This is a genomic window from Paenibacillus glacialis (genome assembly GCF_001637205.1).
GTDB classification, from domain to species: Bacteria; Bacillota; Bacilli; order Paenibacillales; family Paenibacillaceae; genus Paenibacillus_AQ; species Paenibacillus_AQ glacialis.
On sequence record NZ_LVJH01000048.1, the window covers coordinates 137,072 to 157,997 of the forward strand.

At 42.0% G+C, this 20,926-nt stretch carries 13 protein-coding genes and 2 pseudogenes; 9 read left to right on the forward strand and 6 right to left on the reverse strand.

Annotation, left to right across the window (positions count from 1 at the left end; genetic code table 11):
- Window positions 1-4: 4 nt before the first annotated feature.
- The 3 genes from PGLA_RS20120 (at window position 5) to PGLA_RS20130 (ending at window position 8,880) form a co-directional block, all read left to right on the forward strand.
- Window positions 5-7,183, forward strand: coding sequence for an amino acid adenylation domain-containing protein (locus PGLA_RS20120; protein WP_068536416.1), 7,179 nt, complete (start codon window positions 5-7; stop codon window positions 7,181-7,183).
- Between the two features lie 20 nt (window positions 7,184-7,203).
- The gene (locus PGLA_RS20125) at window positions 7,204-7,410 is read left to right on the forward strand and encodes an MbtH family protein (protein WP_068536279.1); all 207 of its coding nucleotides are present in this window, start codon (window positions 7,204-7,206) and stop codon (window positions 7,408-7,410) included.
- A 264-nt stretch (window positions 7,411-7,674) separates the two neighbouring features.
- Window positions 7,675-8,880, forward strand: coding sequence for an MDR family MFS transporter (locus PGLA_RS20130; RefSeq protein WP_068536281.1), 1,206 nt, complete (start codon window positions 7,675-7,677; stop codon window positions 8,878-8,880).
- 835 nt (window positions 8,881-9,715) lie between these two features.
- Here PGLA_RS20130 and aspA read toward each other — a convergent pair.
- The 4 genes and pseudogenes from aspA to PGLA_RS20155 all read right to left on the reverse strand — a co-directional run bounded on the left by aspA (window position 9,716) and on the right by PGLA_RS20155 (window position 14,541).
- Window positions 9,716-11,125, reverse strand: a complete 1,410-nt coding sequence (gene aspA, locus PGLA_RS20140; protein ID WP_068536285.1) for an aspartate ammonia-lyase — start codon at window positions 11,123-11,125, stop codon at window positions 9,716-9,718.
- Window positions 11,126-11,228: 103 nt separating this feature from the next.
- Window positions 11,229-11,791: pseudogene (locus PGLA_RS20145) on the reverse strand (NADPH-dependent FMN reductase).
- A gap of 285 nt (window positions 11,792-12,076) precedes the next feature.
- Window positions 12,077-13,267: an enoyl-ACP reductase FabV gene (fabV, locus tag PGLA_RS20150; protein ID WP_068536286.1), complete on the reverse strand. Its 1,191-nt coding sequence runs from the start codon at window positions 13,265-13,267 to the stop codon at window positions 12,077-12,079.
- Window positions 13,268-13,377: 110 nt separating this feature from the next.
- Window positions 13,378-14,541: an MFS transporter gene (locus PGLA_RS20155; RefSeq protein WP_068536288.1), complete on the reverse strand. Its 1,164-nt coding sequence runs from the start codon at window positions 14,539-14,541 to the stop codon at window positions 13,378-13,380.
- Between the two features lie 229 nt (window positions 14,542-14,770).
- Between PGLA_RS20155 and PGLA_RS28420 the strand changes: the two genes are divergently transcribed.
- From PGLA_RS28420 to PGLA_RS20165, 4 genes and pseudogenes are all read left to right on the forward strand, one after another.
- Window positions 14,771-14,908 (forward strand): hypothetical protein, encoded by a 138-nt coding sequence (locus PGLA_RS28420; RefSeq protein WP_169810204.1) that lies wholly within the window; start codon window positions 14,771-14,773, stop codon window positions 14,906-14,908.
- A gap of 205 nt (window positions 14,909-15,113) precedes the next feature.
- Window positions 15,114-15,266, forward strand: a pseudogene (locus PGLA_RS27605) (5-methyltetrahydropteroyltriglutamate--homocysteine methyltransferase); the annotation flags it as partial.
- 256 nt (window positions 15,267-15,522) lie between these two features.
- Window positions 15,523-16,107, forward strand: a complete 585-nt coding sequence (locus PGLA_RS20160) for a lipoprotein (protein WP_068536291.1) — start codon at window positions 15,523-15,525, stop codon at window positions 16,105-16,107.
- 192 nt (window positions 16,108-16,299) lie between these two features.
- Window positions 16,300-16,479: a hypothetical protein gene (locus tag PGLA_RS20165; protein ID WP_068536294.1), complete on the forward strand. Its 180-nt coding sequence runs from the start codon at window positions 16,300-16,302 to the stop codon at window positions 16,477-16,479.
- Between the two features lie 402 nt (window positions 16,480-16,881).
- On the opposite strand, the gene PGLA_RS28195 is transcribed toward PGLA_RS20165, so the two are convergent.
- Both PGLA_RS28195 and PGLA_RS29830 read right to left on the reverse strand, forming a co-directional pair.
- Window positions 16,882-17,079, reverse strand: a complete 198-nt coding sequence (locus tag PGLA_RS28195) for a hypothetical protein (RefSeq protein WP_161487969.1) — start codon at window positions 17,077-17,079, stop codon at window positions 16,882-16,884.
- Between the two features lie 239 nt (window positions 17,080-17,318).
- Window positions 17,319-17,489, reverse strand: coding sequence for a TetR/AcrR family transcriptional regulator (locus tag PGLA_RS29830; protein WP_084411322.1), 171 nt, complete (start codon window positions 17,487-17,489; stop codon window positions 17,319-17,321).
- Window positions 17,490-17,737: 248 nt separating this feature from the next.
- On the opposite strand from PGLA_RS29830, the gene PGLA_RS20170 reads away from it, so the two are divergent.
- Both PGLA_RS20170 and PGLA_RS20175 read left to right on the forward strand, forming a co-directional pair.
- Window positions 17,738-19,747: a methyl-accepting chemotaxis protein gene (locus tag PGLA_RS20170; RefSeq protein WP_068536296.1), complete on the forward strand. Its 2,010-nt coding sequence runs from the start codon at window positions 17,738-17,740 to the stop codon at window positions 19,745-19,747.
- A gap of 333 nt (window positions 19,748-20,080) precedes the next feature.
- Window positions 20,081-20,731 (forward strand): FusB/FusC family EF-G-binding protein, encoded by a 651-nt coding sequence (locus tag PGLA_RS20175; RefSeq protein WP_068536299.1) that lies wholly within the window; start codon window positions 20,081-20,083, stop codon window positions 20,729-20,731.
- The last annotated feature ends 195 nt before the right edge of the window (window positions 20,732-20,926 follow it).

The window sequence follows — 20,926 nt, forward strand, 5'->3', positions numbered from 1 at the left end:
GATCATGTCTGATGAAAGTATTCGATTTACTTTGACCGGAGCACAATCCGGTATATGGTTTGCTCAGCAGCTTGACCCGGATAATCCGATCTTCAACACTGGCGAATGGATTGAAATTCATGGTCCAGTAGACCCTGAACGATTCGAGCTTGCGTTGAGGCAAGTTGTGATGGAGGCAGAGACGTTACATCTTCGATTCGGGGAGGATCAAGATGGACCATGGCAGACAATTGATCCATCTATCGACTGGCATTTACATCTTATAGACGTTAGTGGGCAGAAGAATCCACACGAAATGGCAGAAGCTTGGATGAAAGAGGATATGAGCAAGCCAGTTGACCTGTACCGAGGCCCCTTGTTTACGGAAGCTTTATTTAGACTAGCTCCAGATCGGTTTTATTGGTATCAACGAATCCATCATATTGTCATTGATGGGTATGGATTCTCATTAATCGCACGAAGAGTGGCTCAAATCTATACAGCATTAGGACGGAACCTCTCTATTGATAAGGGAAGATTCGGAACATTACAGTCCATTATGGATGAAGAATCGAAATATCTTGGTTCGGAGCAAATTGAATCGGATCGTCAATTCTGGACATCACGCTTTGCTGACGAACCTGAGGTGGTAAGCCTAGCGAACAAGGCGTCGAGAACTTCACGAAGTTTTATACGACAGTCAGCGAAGCTAACCCCAGCGGGGATAAATGGTTTGCAAGTAGCAGCAAGTCAGACAGGATCAAGTTGGCCTGAGATTGTCATGGTAGCTACAGCCATTTACGTACATCGTTTGACTGGAGCAAGCGAAGTCATTCTTGGATTGCCAATGATGTGTCGTTTAGGTTCCGCTTCACTTCGCATTCCAGGAATGGTTATGAATTTGCTCCCACTTCGTGTGGTTGTCCGACCAGAAATGAGTCTGTCTGAACTCATACAACAAGTTATTAAGGAGATAGGTGAGATAAAGCGACATCAGGGATATCGACAACAGGATCTACGTCGAGACCTTAAATTGTTAGGAGACCAGCGAAGATTATTTGGACCTGTCATAAATGTGATGCCGTTTGACTATGACCTGAGTTTTGATGGGTATCGAGGAACAACAAGCAATCTTTCGGCTGGTCCTGTAGATGATTTGTTAATTAATGTATATAACAGATCCGATGGAAGTGGCCTACGAATCGACTTTGATGGTAATCCTGCAGTATACAGTACAGACGAGTTGGAATCTCATCATCGACGTTTCCTTTATCTCTTAGACAAAATTTCAGTTGCTGAAATCGACGAATCAATCTCACGAATCGACTACCTTCTATTAGAGGAACGTCAACAAGTGTTGACGAAGTGGAATGCAACCACTCATCCCGTGTCAGAGATCTATCCGTGCATTTTATTTGAGGAAAGAATGGCAGAAACACCAGATGCTACGGCTGTATTCCTTGAAAGGAAATCACTAAGCTATGCAGAGTTGAACAGACGAGCGAATCGTCTCGCTCATTTCATGATTGCACAAGGGGTTAGACCAGAAGGTATTGTTGCACTCGTACTGTCGCGTTCGATAGACATGATAGTCGCAATCTTAGCTGTCCACAAGGCGGGTGCTGCATATCTTCCAATAGATCCAGATTATCCAACGGATCGGATTGCTTATATGCTGGATGATGCTGCGCCTATGTATGTCATTACGGATTGTCTGGTTAGATCCAATCTGTCCGAACTGTATGTTGTGCCTACGCTCACAATAGATGAACCTGTTATCATAGATATTCTAATGCGGTACCCCGATCATAATCCTGACGATGCCGATCGCATAACCAATCTATCGCCTCTTAACCCTGCCTATATCATCTATACTTCAGGCTCAACCGGCAATCCGAAAGGAGTCATGGTAACCTTTGGTGGCCTGACTAATCTAATCATTGCGATGCAGGATCGGTTCCAGTTGAATGAAAAGGATCGATTGTTATCGGTTACCACCATTGCATTCGATATATCTGTTCTTGAAGTGTATCTTCCATTGACAACGGGAGCGAGTATGGACATCGCGACGAAAGATATGATTCTGGATCCGTCTGCACTTGCTAGGAGAATTAGAGAGAATGCTATAACCATAATGCAGGCAACCCCTACATTATGGCAGGCGTTTGTTGCAAGCAAGCCTGATAGATTCGATGGGCTTCGAATCATTACAGGTGGAGAGGCATTTCCGATTGGACTCAAGCTCGCTCTGCAAGAGCTTGGTTGTCAGGTCAACAATCAATATGGACCAACTGAAACAACTATATATTCAACAGCAGCACTTCTTGGGAATGAGCTTACACTTAAGCCTTCTATCGGTGGGCCAGTATGGAATACGCAATTGTATGTACTTGATGAATCGCTCCAACCCGTACCTCCAGGTATAGTAGGTGAATTATATATAGCTGGTGCGGGCTTGGGTCGCGGTTATTTACGTAGACCCGGACTAACGGCTGAGCGTTTCGTTGCTGATCCAATTGGCCCAGCAGGTACGCGCATGTATCGTACAGGTGACCTTGTGAGACATCTTGCAGATGGTACTATCGATTATTTGGGGCGAATGGATCACCAAATTAAGATTCGAGGATACCGGATTGAACTGGGAGAAATCATGTCTTTACTTTCACGGCATCCATCAGTTGAGCAAGTCGCAGTTGTTGCTAGGGAAGATGTGCCTGGGGATAAGCGTCTAATTGCTTACATTGTATTAGATTCTCCTGTTAGTGTGGATGCAGCTGAGCTTCGGCGTTATGTCGCCGATGAATTGCCCGATTATATGATTCCATCCGTATTTGTTGAATTATCAGAAATGCCTTTAACACCCAACAAGAAGATTGATCAAAAGGCATTACCAAGGCCAGAATATCATAGAACGAGTATAGGAGTGGGCCCACGAACACCACAGGAAGAAATATTATGTGATGTATTTGCAGAGATACTTGGCCTTGCACATGTGGGAATAGATGATGACTTTTTCCATCTAGGTGGTCATTCCTTGCTTGCAGGTAGGGTCATGGTGCGTATCCGGGATACATTCGGTGTTGAATTAGGAATGGGTAGTCTTTTTGAGGCCCCAACGGTAGCGGGGATCGCCAAATTATTAGATCATGGGCAAGTTGCAAGAACGGCCATAAGTCCGGTTATACGTCCAGAGATCGTTCCGCTTTCCTTTGCACAACGTCGTTTATGGTTCCTATACCGAATGGAAGGCCCAAGCCCAACATATAATATCCCGCTCGTAGCTCGTTTGTCTGGAGCATTAAACCTTGAATCGTTGGAGGCTGCTCTTGTTGATATGGTAAGTCGACATGAGACGCTTCGAACCGTGTTCCCTGATTCATGGGGTTCGTCGAGTCAACGGATTCTGGATGTCGAGGAAGCACGACCTGTGTTAATTCGGACAGAGACAAGTGAATCTTCGTTAGATGAGACTCTTGCGGAGGCAATTCGCTATAGCTTCGAGTTGTCATCAGAGCCCTCGCTCCGAGTACAATTGTTCATACTTGGTCCAGATGAATACGTGCTATTACTACTTCTTCATCATATAGCAGGTGATGGTTGGTCGTTGATTCCGTTATCACGAGATCTTTCTAATGCGTACGTTGCTCGATGTGCTGGTACAGCTCCGGCATGGTCACGGATGACAGTACAATATGCAGATTATGCGATCTGGCAAGATAATCTTCTGGGAAGTGAGCATGATTCGGATAGTCTTATTGCCACACAACTTGATTTCTGGACTAAGACGCTAAAGAATCTACCAGATCAGCTAGAGTTACCAACGGATTACCCAAGACCGGCAGCGGCGAGTTATCAAGGAGGCGTAGTCCCGTTTCAGATAAGTCCACAACTTCATGGGCAACTGTTGGAAATTGCCCGCGAGAGTAGAACGAGTCTGTTCATGGTGTTACAGTCCGCACTTGCTGTTCTTCTCACTCGCCTTGGAGCAGGAACCGATATTCCTATAGGCTGTCCAATCGCAGGGCGGAGTGACGATGCGCTTAATGGTCTAGTTGGATTGTTTATTAATACCTTAGTATTACGTACCGATACATCCGGAGATCCTAGCTTTCGAGAGCTACTTACGAGAGTCCGTGATGTGAATCTCGCTGCGTATGAGCATCAAGAGTTACCTTTCGAGCGTCTGGTTGAAGTTCTTAATCCTGTGCGGTCTAGATCCAGACATCCACTCTTTCAGATCATGCTAGTGTTACAGAATACGCCAGATGCAATGTTAGATTTCCCGGGTGTGACAAGTAGACTTCAGATTGAAGCTGTAGGTACAGCCAAGTTCGATCTTACGTTGGAATGTAATGAACGCCGCGCATCGGATGGCACGCCTGATGGTTTGGAAGGATTATTGGAATTTAGCACAGATTTATTCGAACGAAGTACGGTTGAAGTCATGACTACTCGGTTCTTACAGTTGTTGAATGCTGTGGTGAATGAACCAAATAAGGCCATTGGGCATCTTGATATACTATTAACTGAAGAGCGTCAAAGTATATTGACGAAATGGAGTGCGGATACTGAAAAGTTACCACAAGTCTGTCTACCAGACCTATTCGAGTCACAATGTGCTAAGAATGGAGAAGCTGTAGCTCTTGTCTTTGATGGTATTGCTCTTAGCTACAATGAGTTGAACAATCGTACGAACCAGCTCGCGTACTTGCTTATGGAAGAGGGAGTTGCTCCTGAACAGATGGTGGCGTTAGCGCTACCGAGATCATTGGATATGGTCGTTGGAATCCTAGCTATTTTGAAAGCGGGAGCCGCCTATTTGCCTGTGGACCCAGATTATCCTAGTGACAGAATCGCATATATGCTTGAGGATGCAGCGCCCGTTATGATGATTACGAATACTGAGGTAGCTTCTAGACTTTCTTGTGAGGGTGGACTTCCGATCATACTTCTGGATGACGCCGAAACTGCGGAAGAGCTACGGAAATATTCTTCTGGAAATCCAAGAGACTGTGACCGGAGGGGGCAGTTATCTCCACTTAGTCCAGCGTATATGATTTACACCTCAGGTTCTACAGGAAAACCGAAGGGGGTTGTCATTCCACATCAAAATGTAGTCCGACTGTTTGCTTCTACTGAGCATTGGTTCAGTTTCGGTTCTGATGATGTATGGACGTTATTTCATTCCTATGCATTTGACTTTTCGGTCTGGGAGTTATGGGGACCCCTCTTACACGGTGGGCGACTAGTGGTTGTTCCGCATACGATAAGTAGATCACCGATAGATTTTCTACAGCTTCTTGTACAAGAGAAAGTATCCGTTCTGAATCAGACGCCATCCGCATTCTATCAACTGATGCAAGCAGATCGAGAGAATCCTTCATTGGGACAAGAGCTCGCATTACGATATCTCATTTTCGGTGGTGAGGCGTTAGAACTTGGTAGATTGGATGATTGGTATGATCGCCATGGAGACGAGGCGCCGAGACTGATCAATATGTATGGTTTAACCGAGACAACTGTACATGTCAGTTACATGGAGCTTGACCGAAATAGCGCTCTTCACCGAGGTAATAGCCTCATCGGTCATTCTATTCCAGATCTTAGGGTGTATGTATTGGATGATGCATTACAGCCTGTCCCGACAGGAGTTACAGGAGAAATGTATGTTGCTGGACATGGATTAGCGAGAGGGTACTGGCAGAGACCAGGGTTGACGGCCGAACGATTTGTAGCTGATCCATATGGTCGACCAGGAACAAGAATGTATCGTACCGGAGATCTTGCCAAACGATTAAGTGATGGCTCGTTAGATTATCTGGGACGTGCTGACCAACAAGTGAAGATTCGAGGATTCCGTATTGAGCCAGGAGAGATTGAGGCCATACTTGGTAGACATCCCGAAATAGAACAAGTAGGGGTAGTGGTTCGTGAGGATCAGCCGGGAGACAAACGTCTTGTGGCATATGTAGTCTCAGCTGTAGGGACTGCAACGGATTCAGTTGAGCTACGCAGATATGTTGGAGCTATCCTTCCTGATTACATGGTTCCATCTGCAATTATAAGTATGGATGTTCTGCCACTCACGCCAAACGGTAAGTTAGATCGAAAAGCTTTACCAGCACCAGACTTCTCCTTAGTTCTTGATGGACGTGGACCTAGAACACCACAGGAGGAAGTGCTATGCGAATTATTTGCTGAGGTTCTTGGACTGAAGCGTGTAGGCATTGATGATGGATTCTTCGAGTTAGGTGGTCATTCATTATTAGCTGTGCGTCTAATGAGTCGTATTCGCGAGGCGTTGGGTCGAGATCCAGGTATCGGTATCCTATTTGAAGCGCCTACTGTTGCAACACTTGCTGAAAAGCTCGATATGGAGGAGGGGCATAGTAGTGCACTTCAGGTATTGCTTCCGCTTAGAACTCATGGCGATCAGTTACCGCTATTCTGTATTCATCCTGCGGGAGGGCTAAGTTGGTGTTATGCAGGGTTGATGAAGCATCTCAGTATGGATTATCCAATCTATGGCTTGCAGGCGCGTGGAATTGCGCAGTCTGAGGAATTTCCGAGGACACTTGAGGACATGACAGTCGACTATATAGAGCATGTCCGCTCGATACAACCTACAGGACCGTATCAGTTGCTTGGCTGGTCTCTGGGTGGTAATGTAGCCCAAGCGATGGCTGTGCAATTGCAATCAGAAGGGGAAGAGGTATCTTTTCTAGCTATGCTGGATGCTTTCCCAAGCCATTACTTGCCAATTCGAGGAGAGCCAGACGAAGAAGAAGCATTGGTCGCGCTATTGGCTTTAGGTGGATACGATCCGGACACAATGGGTGAAGGTCCCCTCGATATAGCAAGGGCCATTGAAATTCTTCGGAGTGATGGTAGTGCTTTAGCTAGCCTTGATGAAGCTATTATTATGAATCTTAAAGAAACCTATGAGAACTCTGTGCGTATACTAGGCGCATTTGTTCCTAAACGATTTAAGGGAGATCTTCTATTCTTCCATTCGACGATCATACCGGATTGGTTCGATCCTATAGAGCCAGAAATGTGGGAGCCCTTTATCGAGGGCAAGATTGAAAGACATGATATCGCTTGTCGACATAAAGATCTATGTCAACCTGGACCACTTTCTGAGATTGGGAAGATTATTTCACTGAAGCTTATGTCCAGTAGTCGGGCAGAGGTCAGAATTTAATATAACAGGAGGTAATATAAGTGACCAACCCATTTGAGCGTGCAGATACGACCTATCTAGTTCTGATGAACGACGAGAAGCAGTATTCTCTCTGGCCTAGTTACATTATCGTACCGGAAGGATGGACCGTCGTGGTGGCAGACCAGACCCGTGAGATTTGTACAGATTATATTAATGCGCAATGGACGGATATGAGACCGAGAAGTCTACAAGAGGTTGTCAATTAATTGATATAAAAGTAAGAAGATTTATATAAGAAATAGCCGGTTGCTAAAGCAATACGGCTATTTCTTATTTCAGTTGAGTTCACTCTCGTACAAGGAGGCATGTTGGATAATCAACAAGAGATAATTACATGATGCAAATATATGTTCTGTGTTAGAATAATAAATACGAATTTAAGAGAACGTTTGGATAGATATATTAGAATTAGTAGGATTACATAAGTAAAGAGTAATAAAAATAATTTTGCGTTAAAGGAAGTGACATCTATGAAAACACAGTTAAAGCAAATTCATCCTTTATCATGGACCATCATAATAGGGACAATTTTTGGTCGAATGGCAACGTCCATGAGTATCCCGTTTCTATCCATTTATTTGATTAAAACGATGGGTGCTACAGCGTCACAGACTGGAATTGTTGTTGCAGTCAGCTCCTTAATCGGAGTGTTTGCTTCTTTTTATGGAGGATATATATCTGATATAATTGGCCGGAAAAAGGTGCTGCTGATCTCCGTATTCGGCTGGGCACTAGTCTTTATAGGTTTTGCCGTTGCGGACAAAATTTGGATATTTTTTGTTATGAATGCACTTAACGGCTTGTGTCGTGCGATGTTTGAGCCGACTTCTCGTGCCTTACTTGCGGATATTACACCTCAGGAAAGTAAGTTACTTGTGTTTAATTTGCGTTATGCGGCAGTTAATCTTGGGGTCGTATTCGGACCCATCCTTGGACTGCAAATGGGAGCGTCTGGATCGAGCTGGTCATTTATCATTGCTGGTATCGTCTACGTTTTCTATGGTGTGACGTTGATTATTCAGTTTATCAGATATTCCGAATTGGGTTCTGCCACTAGTGTTAGTAGTGAACGAATTACACTAGTAGGTGCGTTTCGTGCGATTAGTGGGGACCGAGTATTCATTTATGTGCTGATGGGGATGATATTCTGTGTACTTGGATACGGACATTTCAGTTCTACTTTAGCGCAATTTATGGAGATGAGTCCACGTATTGAAGATGGTGCGACATGGTTTAGTTATATGTTATCACTCAATGCGATTGTGGTGTTGGCATGCCAGTTTCCTATAGTTAAATATGCCAGTAAATTACCACCCGTTATTCCGCTCATACTAGGTAGTATATTCGTATCTAGCAGTCTATTGATTTTTGGAATCTTTCAATCCTTCATTGGGTTAATGGTGGGTGTCATTCTGTTTACGATTGGAGAAGTTCTGATGTTTACTATGAATGATGTACTTATTGATCATATCGCCAAACCAGAACTGCGTGGGACATATTTTGGAATGATAGGCTTCAACAATTTAGGGAATGTAATGGCACCGTTGCTAGGAGGATTTCTCTTGGATGCGTTAGGCGCTGATTCATCCGTTATTATATTTACGATCATTGCTGTGACATCAGCATTTGGAATACCATTCTTACTTTCTGCAAATAGGATCATGACAAAACAATAATAGAACGAACGGAGAGACTACTAAATGTAACACCATATTGTGTTGAATTAATTACACTGATGAATGAATCAAAGCCCTCGATGTTCATCTCTTGTAAAAGGGGCGTGAAAAATCCGCCAGCGAGTGCTTCCGCTGACGGACCTTTTCTGTGCTACATTAAATTTGAGATTAAAATTACTTTTTAACAGGCCGAGTGTTCGAAGTTGTACGACGTTTTCTGTCGTCTCCGAAATGATCATCGTCACGGTGGCGGCGACGACAGCGTACTAACACATTCTCTCCTGGTCTTAAATTTATTATACGATCGATTTTAGGTTTTACGGGTTTTCCGTCGTTTCCGAAATCATCATCGTGACGGCGGCGACAACGCACGAGCGCCTCGTCTCCGCGTCTTAAATCTACTGTTGTACGATCTGTTTTCCGTGCTTTCTTCTGGATCATAACTTATCTCCTCCGTTAAATATATATTTTTAATACAATCACAATATATGAGAATTAAAGGAAGAGAGATTGTACTTTCTATTACTTTTTTAATAATGGGTAATTGAAAACTAAATGATAGGTTAACTTTCCTGATTTCAGGTGAGTACTATAAATTGACACCATGTGAAAAATTCATAATAATGAACAAAAACGATTCTAGACACATGTCTAAATGCATCCTGTTTATGTACCTATTTTTTGAAAAAAAGGTCGAATCTAAACTCATTTGAATCAAAAAACAATGAAAGAGGGGAGAACCAGCATGTCTGGTTCTCCCCTCTTTCATTGCGCATCATTTTATCGCCAATACGTTACTGATCCTATCGAACTTATCCTACATAAAGAGGTTATCTTACTCCTTATGAAGTAATTCTGCACCTGCGATACCTGGGTTCGTCATTTGATAGGGATCGAGTATGATATTCAGTTCCTCTTCTGTTAGAACATTATAAAGGAGACACAGACTACGTACCGACTTACCTGTATTAATGGCTTCACGAGCGATACGGGATACGACTTCATACCCTAAGTGAGGGTTAAGCGCTGTAATAATACCTACGCTATTCTCCACATATTCACGACAATGATCTACATTCGCTTGAATACCTTCGATGCAATGTTCTCTGAAGACGCGGAACCCCTGATTCATAATTTCTAGAGACTGAAGTAAGTTGTACACCAGTACCGGTTCCATAACGTTCAGTTCCAATTGGCCTGCTTCTGAAGCAAGGCAAATGGTGTGGTCATTACCGATGACTTGGAACGCAATCTGAGTGATGACTTCACACATCACAGGATTCACCTTACCTGGCATGATGGATGATCCTGGTTGGCGGGATGGAAGGGTGATTTCTCCCAATCCAGCTCTTGGTCCCGAAGCCATCAGACGAAGATCATTGGCGACTTTCGACATGTTCATCATGCAGATTTTCAGCGCTGCTGAAACTTCTGTATAGGCATCCGTGTTCTGCGTTGCATCTACTAGATGTTCGGCAGGCTCTAAAGGAAAGCCACTTAGTTCTGCAAGTATTACTGCTACCCGCTTAATATACGTTACATCTGCGTTAAGGCCAGTACCGACCGCGGTAGCTCCCATATTAATATCTAGTAGGTTAGTCTTGGTGGAAGTCAGTCGCTTTATATCTCGTTCAAGTACGCGAGCGTAGGCTTGGAACTCTTGTCCGAGACGGATAGGTACAGCGTCCTGTAGATGGGTTCGTCCCATTTTGATAACACCATCAAACTCCGTAGCTTTATCGCTGAACGCTTTATGTAAGTCTTTCATTGTCGTAAGTAGCTTCTCTATCATCGTCAGTACCGCTAAATGTACTGCAGTAGGGAATGAGTCATTTGTGGACTGGGCCATGTTAACATGATTGTTCGGACTGATGTTCTCGTAACTTCCTTTTTCCTTACCTATGAGTTCAAGGGCACGATTAGCGATGACCTCGTTAGTATTCATATTAATGGATGTTCCGGCACCACCCTGGATGGGATCAACAATAAATTGCTCGAACCATTTACCACCAATAATTTCATCAGCAGCTTGGACGATTGCATCTCCCTTAGAAGTGAGTAGTCGTTTGATCTCCATATTTGCCATAGCTGCGCCTTTCTTGACCATGGCCATAGCACGAATTAATTCGGGATGAATGCGTTGTCCAGTAATCGGGAAATTCTCCGCTGCTCTAATAGTTTGAATACCGTAATAAGCATCTGACGGAACATCTTTAGTACCAAGAAAGTCTTTTTCCAATCTCATAATAAACTTCTCCTCCGAGTGTAAAAAAGATAGTAAAATAATCACATTGTAAGCACTTTATTTTCCAGACTCGGTATCATTATAGTTCTTTCATGTGAGGTTTTCAATTGTAATTTTTTTTCTTCTCGTAAGAAGCCTGTTTAAGCCCGTGGAGTAAGGATAGTAACCCTTGCTTTGTCTCAGAATCCGTAATTTCCCCTTCATGATTAAGTTTCAAAGTGATATGCGGGATGATCATCGTTCCCCTTCTACAATTTCAGCATTGATCATTTTTAGCGTAAGTAGGAGAGAGGCATGCGCTTTATCTCCACCCATTGAAGTGGGTGAGGCACTGATTACCGCTGTAGGTTTATTTACAAACTCTCCTGAGGATACGATCCAATCTAAAGCATTCTTTAATACACAAGGAACACCGTTTCCATATTCGGGCGTACATATAAGCACAGCATCTGCCTCTTTAAGCTGTGTTCTTAGTTCATGGACAGGAACAGGTCCTTCGTCTAGGTCAATGTCAGGGTTGAAATGTGGTAGATCTCCCAACCCGTGATAAATGGTGAATGTCATGCTGTCGGGGGCTAATGCGATGATAGCATTCATTAATGCGGTATTGGAAGACTTCTGACGAAGACTCCCCGAAATAGCTAATACTTTAATTTTCTTTTCCATCTAACAGGTCATCTCATTTCTTCTGTTTTATTTTGCTATAGTTCATGTAAACAATGGTTTGTTTCATTCCAACGCCACACACATCGTAGACTATTTTAACATCATCGTCTTATTATTTGATATCACTTCACATTAGGCAAAAAGGGACTATCGACAAAGCTGTTAATGGCGGCTGGATCACTTTGTAAGAGATAAACATGAAAAAAGCTTCCCCATATTCAACGGGAAAGCCTATTTTACATTATAAGATGAACAAGTCAATAACTTGGGGCAAAGGATGGGTACCTACAAGGAATTAGGGATTTGAACATCAGGATTGACGTCAGCATCATAATCGACACCTTCGGTTTCAAAGCCAAACAGTTGGAAGAATTCGCGGGTATAGCCCTCGAGATCCGTAAGTTCTCTGATGTTCTCCGTCATAATCTGATTCCATATCTGAGTAACTTCAGCTTGCACATCTTCCCGTAACTCCCAATCATCTATGCGAATGCGACCTTTTTCATCAAGTGGTGTTCCATCGTCTGTATATAAGCGTTCTTTAAACAATCGATAGGTCTGCTCAATACATCCCTCGTGAAGACCTTTCTCTTTCATTACTTTATATAATGCAGAAATATATAACGGCACGACTGGAATAGCAGAGCTTGATTGCGTCACTAGCGCCTTGCTTACACATACATAAGCACGACCGCCACTTATGGCAAGTTGGTCATTCATTTTCAAAGCGGTTGCCTCAAGGTGATCCTTCGCTTGACCGATGGAACCATCTCTATACACCGCTTGCGTAATTTCTGATCCGATATATGAGTATGCGATAGTCGTGGCATGGTCAGCTAATACGCCTGCCTGGCGAAGTCCATTTATCCATAACTCCCAATCATCGCCACCCATCACGGTCACGGTATCACGTACTTCCTCGTCCGTAGCCTCTTCAATCGTTACCTGGGTAACTTCTCCAGTGTGGAAATTGACAGTTTGGTTGGTATAAGGTTTGCCTATAGGTTTAAGCACGGAATTGACCATTTCACCGGTCTGAGGGTTCTCTCTACGCGCAGAAGCCACGCTATATATGACCAGATCAACTTGGCCGAGTTCAGTACGAATAAGTTCGATCGTCTTGTCCTTTGTCTCTGTTGAGAAAGCATCTCCCGTTACGCTGAATGATTTGAGACCCGCAGATTGTGCTGCTTTCTCAAATGCAGCAGAATTGTACCAACCGGCTGAAGCGGTCCGTTTCTCACTACCACTACTTGGGCGGTAAACACCGACTGTATTTGCTTGCGCTCCAAAGGCAGCAACAATACGTGATGCCAGTCCATATCCAGTTGAGGCTCCAACTACTAATACATTGAGGGGGCCTTTTATTCCAGGGTTCGATTGTACATATTCTATTTGCTGGTGTACCTGACGTGCACAACCCTCTGGATGGGATGTAGTACATATAAATCCACGTGTTCTCGGTTTAATGATCATTGGTTTATTAATTCCTCTCTTTAACTGTCACTTGATTAATAACTTGCCTATGTAATCTACCCAATGTTGCTTTAGAAGCAATCTGGGTGGAATTCATGCTAAAGATACTTTTATATTTCGGCTTCAGCATTACTTTGTGTACGTCCATAAATCCGATAAAGGATAAGACCGAATATCATACCTACAAATGACATCACTGAGATCGATAGGAACAGCGTTTTACCACCGAAATATTCATACAAAGCTCCACCTGCATAAGAAGCGATGATGCCTGATACTCCAAAAAACAGTAGAGCAAGTACAGTCTGCCCAGTTGCACGCCATTCGACAGGTACGATTCGATAAAGGTATTGAATGGCTGCTGTATAGAATATTGGGAACGTAAGTATTTGAAGAACTTGTAAATATGCAAGCCAATGCGGATCAGTTATCCACGCAGAGATGAAGAATCGTATGAAATAAAAGCCGCAGGCGATCGTGATGAGGATAAGTTCCTTACCTTTACGCAACCACCAGAAGCTTAAAGCAAATACGACAATTTCACTTCCTGCTGCTAGAAACCAAGCTTGACCTACCAGTCCCGGACTTCCTCCGAGTTCAAGAATATAAACACCTAGAAAAGTATCGTTCATTCGCGCTGGAATGGAGCTAATGAAAACCAGCAACAAGAATAGAAGTGTTTCTTTTCCAGTTAGAAATTTCTTGAGACTCTTTAATGTAACGGGTTTAGCCGCTACAGGTGCATCCGGTATGGGAAGCATAACAATGAAACACAAGACCCCTACTGCAGCAAATAATAGTGCTAAGCTGTGAGCGCCATATTGAGTCATTAAGTAGCCTGTCAATAACGACATGACTGCATAGCCTAATGCCCCGAACGTACGAATGGAGCCGTAGTTAATGCCAGCTGATTCAGATATTCGGAAATTTAGACTTTCCGTTAAAGGATCAATGGGCATGAGGAAGAAATAAGTCAACATTGCGAATACAACTAACATTGTGTAACTGCCCGTATTGTATAAGAGATATCCGGTGATCGAAGCGAAAACAATGAGAAGTAATAATACTTTTCGAATCGTCTTTGTCCGGTCGCTGATCATTCCCCACATGGGCTGAGCAATAATTGTTATTATGCCCCCTGTACCAATGATGAACCCTATCTGCGATGGGCTTAGTCCCTGTGCATCGAAATAGACAGGTAGAAAAGGAATAAACATAGCCAGCAAAGCGAAATACAAGAAGTTAAAGGCTCTTAATGGTGTAGTCTGTTTCATAAGTTGTCATATTCCTCACGTAATTGTATTGTTGGACTCATTGCAGTCTTGCTATTGTACCATGAATGGGTAATCTGGGTAAGGTAGAGGACTGAAGTGTAAGGCAAGTTTTACCGTAAATCTGAGTAAAAATGAATCAGTTTATTCTGGAAGTGAATAGAGAGAACACATAACTGCAACAATATTATACTGAACCAAGTTAACCATCGAAGCCAAGGAGGAATGAAAAATGAGCCCAGATAAAAATTTGATCAATACGGTAAAGGATCTAGAAACTACGCCTGTGACAAGCCAGCAGGCACAACAATTTCAACAGAAGAAGAACGATCGGCGCAAAGAAATGCTACAAGATGATGCAAAAGAGTAGGAAATGACATGTCAAATGGATAACTGTTTTGCATGGTAGTACAGATGATTAGCTGAAAACATTCTCAATTGTACTCGCTTATTATAGTAGCATCGAAGAGTTGGTGGCGGATCGCAAGTGCTTAGAACGTAGCGATTCGGGCCCTATATAACGCAGGTTTTTCGTATATACAATTGGAGGATTCCACTTGGGGAATCCTCTGTGACAAGAACTAACTCAATATGTAGATATGAACCACATTTGCCTGAGTTCTCAATGCGGATTCGCCTCCACAGAGGAAGGGAATATCATTATTGAAGAGCAGCAATGGAACAAGCTTGCTTTCATCAAGGAGATTGCCGACGAAATTTGGAAGTAATCAAATGAAAATGAAATGATGAAACTTACATTCACTTGGAAGAATTCATCGGGTATGCACCGTAAAGTGTAGTAGACTAAAAAGGGATTCGATAAGAAGAGGGTTTTTCTTCTTATCGGGTCTTTTTTTGGTGATGTGACTATTCGTAGAATATATGGGTTAGGTGCAACAATACTGTTTGAACAAATTATTAGTGCATAATACCAAAATTAGTAGTAAAAACTATTGAATACATCGTAATTCAAGGAGGTATACAATGATACTCAATAAAGCTAGCATTCAGCGACGTATTCAGGCTTCACTTCTTCTCATCCTCTGTATCAGTATCTGCACGATGCTAAGTGGATGTTCTAATAAACAACCTAAATCAGAAGGAACGCCTCCTTCAACAGAAACCTCACCACCAGCGGAAAAGCCGAACACGAATAACACGAACAACACAACGGAACAACCGAATTCTAATTCGCAAACTGAATCAACAGTATCAGGGACAGAGGGAATTCCATCAGGTGTGACAATCAAAAAAGTACTCAAAGACGTGGAAGTGAAGAACAATTATCGTAAGAAAGTAGAATTGCTATCAGACGGTGGTAAGCGAGTAACCATTACTGATGCTAATCAAAAGATCGTCACGCAGCATATCGAATATGACGGAGTCATCGAATCAGTGGATGGCAAGAAGGTTACGGTCCAGGTGGAAAAGGGTGGAAAACAAACCTTGACTATTCCAAGCCATATCGTCATCGGAGATGAAGGGAATCTTGGGCTGAACAAAGGTGTTGAAATTGAATGGGAAGTGGATTCGCAAGGACAAATCCAAGATGTAGAGTTGGAAGATTAACGCATAGAATCAAAATAAGTCACTTCATCACGGAGTGACTTGTTTTGTTGCGTCTTACTATAAGAGAAGCAAATGGATAAAGTTAATACGCAGTGCTAATTACCTATAGTTTAAAACAATAGAGATATATTCGACAAAAATTGACTCAATTATTCATAAAATAGTATAATATACCTACGGAGATGATCAGACATGGATAATGGGTATTTTAAAGGATTTCAAAAAATGAGTCATGAAAATGAGATGCGGTCAGTACTTCTCATTCGTGGAGTCAAAAGGATTCTTGAAGCGAAGAAAGAAGAAAGCTTTATGAAAAAGATTTTCCGGAAGAAAAAAGATATAGAACCAAAAGCTTGGGAAAAAATTGTCTGATGGATTGAAACACGGGAACTTTGGCTAATAGGCCAGAGTTTTTTTTGTTAGAGCCTGACTTTAATTTGGCTATGTAGGTTCTTATGGTCAGCATATATAAGATCGTTACTTAGTTAAAAAACTGAATTGGCATATACAGTAGACATTTCTTTCGAATAGGATATTAAACATAATATTCTCGTTCGGGTCGTACGGGCTTTGAGTGAATGGGAAATGAATGTCCACTTCACAATATTGATCAGTTGCTATACTTTCATCGATATAGTCAAAATGAAAGGGTTCAGACTGATAGAAGCTTGGTTTATGTAAACGGACATAGTTGCTGATATGCTTTGTGATCTGTCTTAAATGCCGATTCGTCAATTGACTCGGATGAAATCTCCCAATGTACGTAAACCCCGCCTATTTGCTCCCAGGAAGCACGTTCTTCTCTATACCAAACGTAATGTCGTCGAATGAAGCCACTTGGATGGAAGGGAAGTAATAATTGTACGATTCTTCTTCCCACGATTCATACCTTGAAAGACCGATATATATATGTTCTTGGGTTTTATGTTTTATCGAATTTCGCTGATTCAATATAAAATTCGTTGGTAACAAGATTCACTGTGAAGTCCCGAGCATCGTCCGCCATATAAATTTTGTGTCTAGGACGGACCAAATGCATAGTTTCTGGATGTAGTGCCTATACCTTGAATCGAACACCAAAAAGCTGTAGATAATGCCCATGCGTTGCCTTTTCTAAATTCGCCTAGTGCTTGACCTTTTTCAATAAGAGTGATACTTCCTTTTATGATGTCTATTCGAGAGACCAGGACTTCCTTCTATATTATCCAAATTTAATTCTGTTCCTGAACATCCAATCTTAATAAGTTCCACATAAAGCTTTTCTTGAGATTTAAAAAAATGGAATACAGTCCCAAACTCATATTAGATTTTTTTGCAATATCCGCAATTTTAGTAGCACGGTAACCCTTCCGGATAAATAAATCTAATCCCGCTTCTAGAATATCAACTCTTCATTTTTCTTTATCTTTGCGTTTATTTATCATGATTTCACCTTTCGTTGAAAAAAATTCTTGTTCGTAGTAATAACTCATTTATTAGAAAGTAAAACGAAAACATGAATCAAAAAACGGCTATTGGTTAAGACAGTTTTTTGGTGTGTGATTTTATTTGAAAATCAAAGGTATTTGTCGGTTAATGTCGAATTGGATTAATAGAAAACAGTCAACATCATGAGAGGGGTTCATTATTTATGTGGTTAGAGCGATTGAAAAGATGGTCAAATTCTTTAAAGATCAAGTTTATGCTGTTTCTCTTGTTGCTTACTGTTATACCTGTTGTGTTAGTTGCGTCGATTCTAACCAACTTATTCACAGATAATGTGGAAAAGGAATTGAAAGAACAGCAAATGGTTATAGCGTCAGCGAATGCATTGAAGCTAAACTCATTCTTAGAAATGAAGGTTCAGTCGATAGAAAGCATGTTGAGTAGTTATCGGTCAGTATTTTTACATAGTGATACTAAGGAAATAGCTGAACTTCTGAAAGTAATGAAGGCTATGAGTCCCGATGTTCTCTCCTATGCGTATTCACCTAAATCTGGTCTATCCATAAGTGATACCAATAATGAACTTGATCTATCTAATTTCGAAAATTTCAAGCGCATGAAGGAGCAGAAGAAGGTAGCGATATCTGATATTTTACCAAGTGGGGGTAGTGGAGAGAATATAATCATTATCGATATCCCAATACTCGGCGATAGTAATGAGTTTCGTGGATTAGTTCAGGCTGTTGTTAGTCCTGGGAATATATTAGAGGATATAAACAGAAACAAAATGGGTGAGACTGGGTCTGCTTTTTTGCTTTCAAAAGACGGTAAATACCTTGCACACCACTCAGATGAGAGAATTGGTAAGGATGTCAAGGAATTTGAGAACGCAAAAACGGTTAGCGTGTATACAGAGACGATTTTGAAGGAAGATAAGGGAAATGTCATCTATGAAGTGAACGATGGCACGTCCAAATTAGCTTCCTTTGCTAAAGTTGATTCGACGGGTTGGAGAGTTGTTGTCTCGGGAAATGAAAATGAATTACTAAGTAGTGTCGAACAATCGAAAAATTCAGGCTTACTGGTCATTCTCCTGTGCGCTTTAGGCGTAGCTCTATTATCATATACCGTATCGGGATTTATATTGCGCCCTATTTATGCGATGACGAATCTTATGGGAAAAGTAGCTGACGGGGATTTGACTGAACGACTGCAAACAAAAGGCAATGACGAAATACAACAGTTGAAAGGTAATATTAATATGATGTTAGATTCGTTTAGTCTCACACTAAACAAACTGACAGATGCTATACAACATACAGCGGCCTCTTCTGAACAACTGACCGCTATTGCGTTGAACTCGGCTAGTACTTCAGAGGATACTGCGAATTCGGTGGAACGGATTAAGAATGGTGCTCAAGAGCAGTATAATGGATCTGAACAATCGGCTAATGCAATGGAGGAAATGTCATTGGGAATTCAGGAGATCGCCGAATCGTCAAGCATCGTTAACGAGAGGACTCAACAAGTGCACCGTCAAGTTACGCAAGGGGAGGTCGTCGTACAAGAAGCGATTCGACAAATCTCAAATGTTAACGTTGCAGTGGAAAAGTCCGCATCTATGATCCAAGCAATGGAATCGAAGTCATCTGAGATTAACGAGATTGTCAATTATATATCAGACATAGCGAAACAAACGAATATTTTATCCTTGAATGCTACGATTGAAGCAGCGCGTGCTGGTGAACATGGAAGAGGATTCGCTGTCGTTGCAGGAGAAGTGAAGAAATTGGCTGAACAGACGAGGCAGGCCACAGTGGGCATAGACGGGATATTGAGAGAAATTCAACACTCAACATCACACACCTCTAAATCCATATCGAAGGGAATTGAAGAGGTTGCCAAAAGTGTGAGCCAGATTGAGGCAGTTGGAGATATATTCGGGTCCATTGTATATGAAGTTGTTGAAGTATCAACTCAAATGGAAGGTATGTCTGCCGCTACAGAGCAATTATCTGCAAGCACGCAGGAAGTATCAGCATCTATGAATGAAATTGTGGGTATTTCTCGCATTTCATTAGAAGAGTTGAAGACAATTTCTAAATCGACTTCGGAACAACATCTGTCTATGGGGGAAATATCCACGTCATCGGAGTCATTAAGTCAAATGGCTATGGAACTTCAAGAAATGGTATCGAAGTTTAAAGTGAAGTAAGAAACAATGATAATAGTATCCAAAACGGCAGAGATGCCGTTTTTTTTGTTTTGATTTTGTTGCAACAGGTTAGACCTGTGGAGAAAAGCAACATTCGCTAAGTTGCTGGAAAAGGTGGGGTTATTTTATAATAGTCAGTAACAGGGAGGCGATAGGGATGGCAAATCACTTTGTCAGATTAAGTAACTACTCATGCAAAGCCTAATATTAGGGCGATACTTTGTATGGGGTGAACAGTTATCGTGAACATTGTCGCCCGAGAGCTTATATCGTTTCTAATAATGGACTTTGCACCTTATTATCTTTTTATTAAAAATAAGGAGCTGAAAAGCAATGTTCAAACCATTCATTAGAAACCATCAATATAACCTAATCAAGAAGCAGACCGGTCTACTGCAGCATGCCTGCAACACCGTTTCTGATCCGAAAGTGGTGGAAGCGGTAAGATATAGCGCGCAATCCAAAATTATGGAGGCGTTACCGGATGCGAATGAGCATCAAAAGCAGACGTTGGAGAAGGTTTCGACGTTAAATACGGCGGGAGAATTCCACCATTATTTGAGTTCGTTGGAACCTTATATGACGGAATTTGCGCATGTAACGGAAAAGCAGATTAAGAAGCTGTTCCCCAAAATTAAAAAATTGAAGATTCCCGAGTTAGCCGAAATCGATTCCCGTTATGTGACTTATCTTGGCTGGATCGATATCGCAACGAATAAATTGTTTTTAGTGTATCATCTGAACGGGCAGCTCGTCGGTGTAGAAGGAAAATATACCTTGGCGAATAAGAAAAGTTTTTGCTTATTATGTAATCGGCATGAAGAGGTTGCGTTTTATTTGGTGAATACGAAATCGAAACCAGCTAACGCTTCGCCTGATTATTATAAGGCGATCGGCAACTATTTGTGTGTGAACAGCGAGACATGCAACAAGAACATCACGGATGTTACCGCATTGGAGAAATTTATTCATGACGTGGGTTAAAGATCCTATATATCGTAAGTGGAACTGATGAACATCTCCGAATAGATATCGTCATCGCTGTTATCACATCTTAATTGAGGCGTTGAATCGGCGCGACATGCTGATTTGGGCTCCAACCTTTGGCATTACGTCGTGGTATAAATGAGACGTGCCTGAATGATCGCTATTAATGATCGGTCCAGTCACGTCTCATGC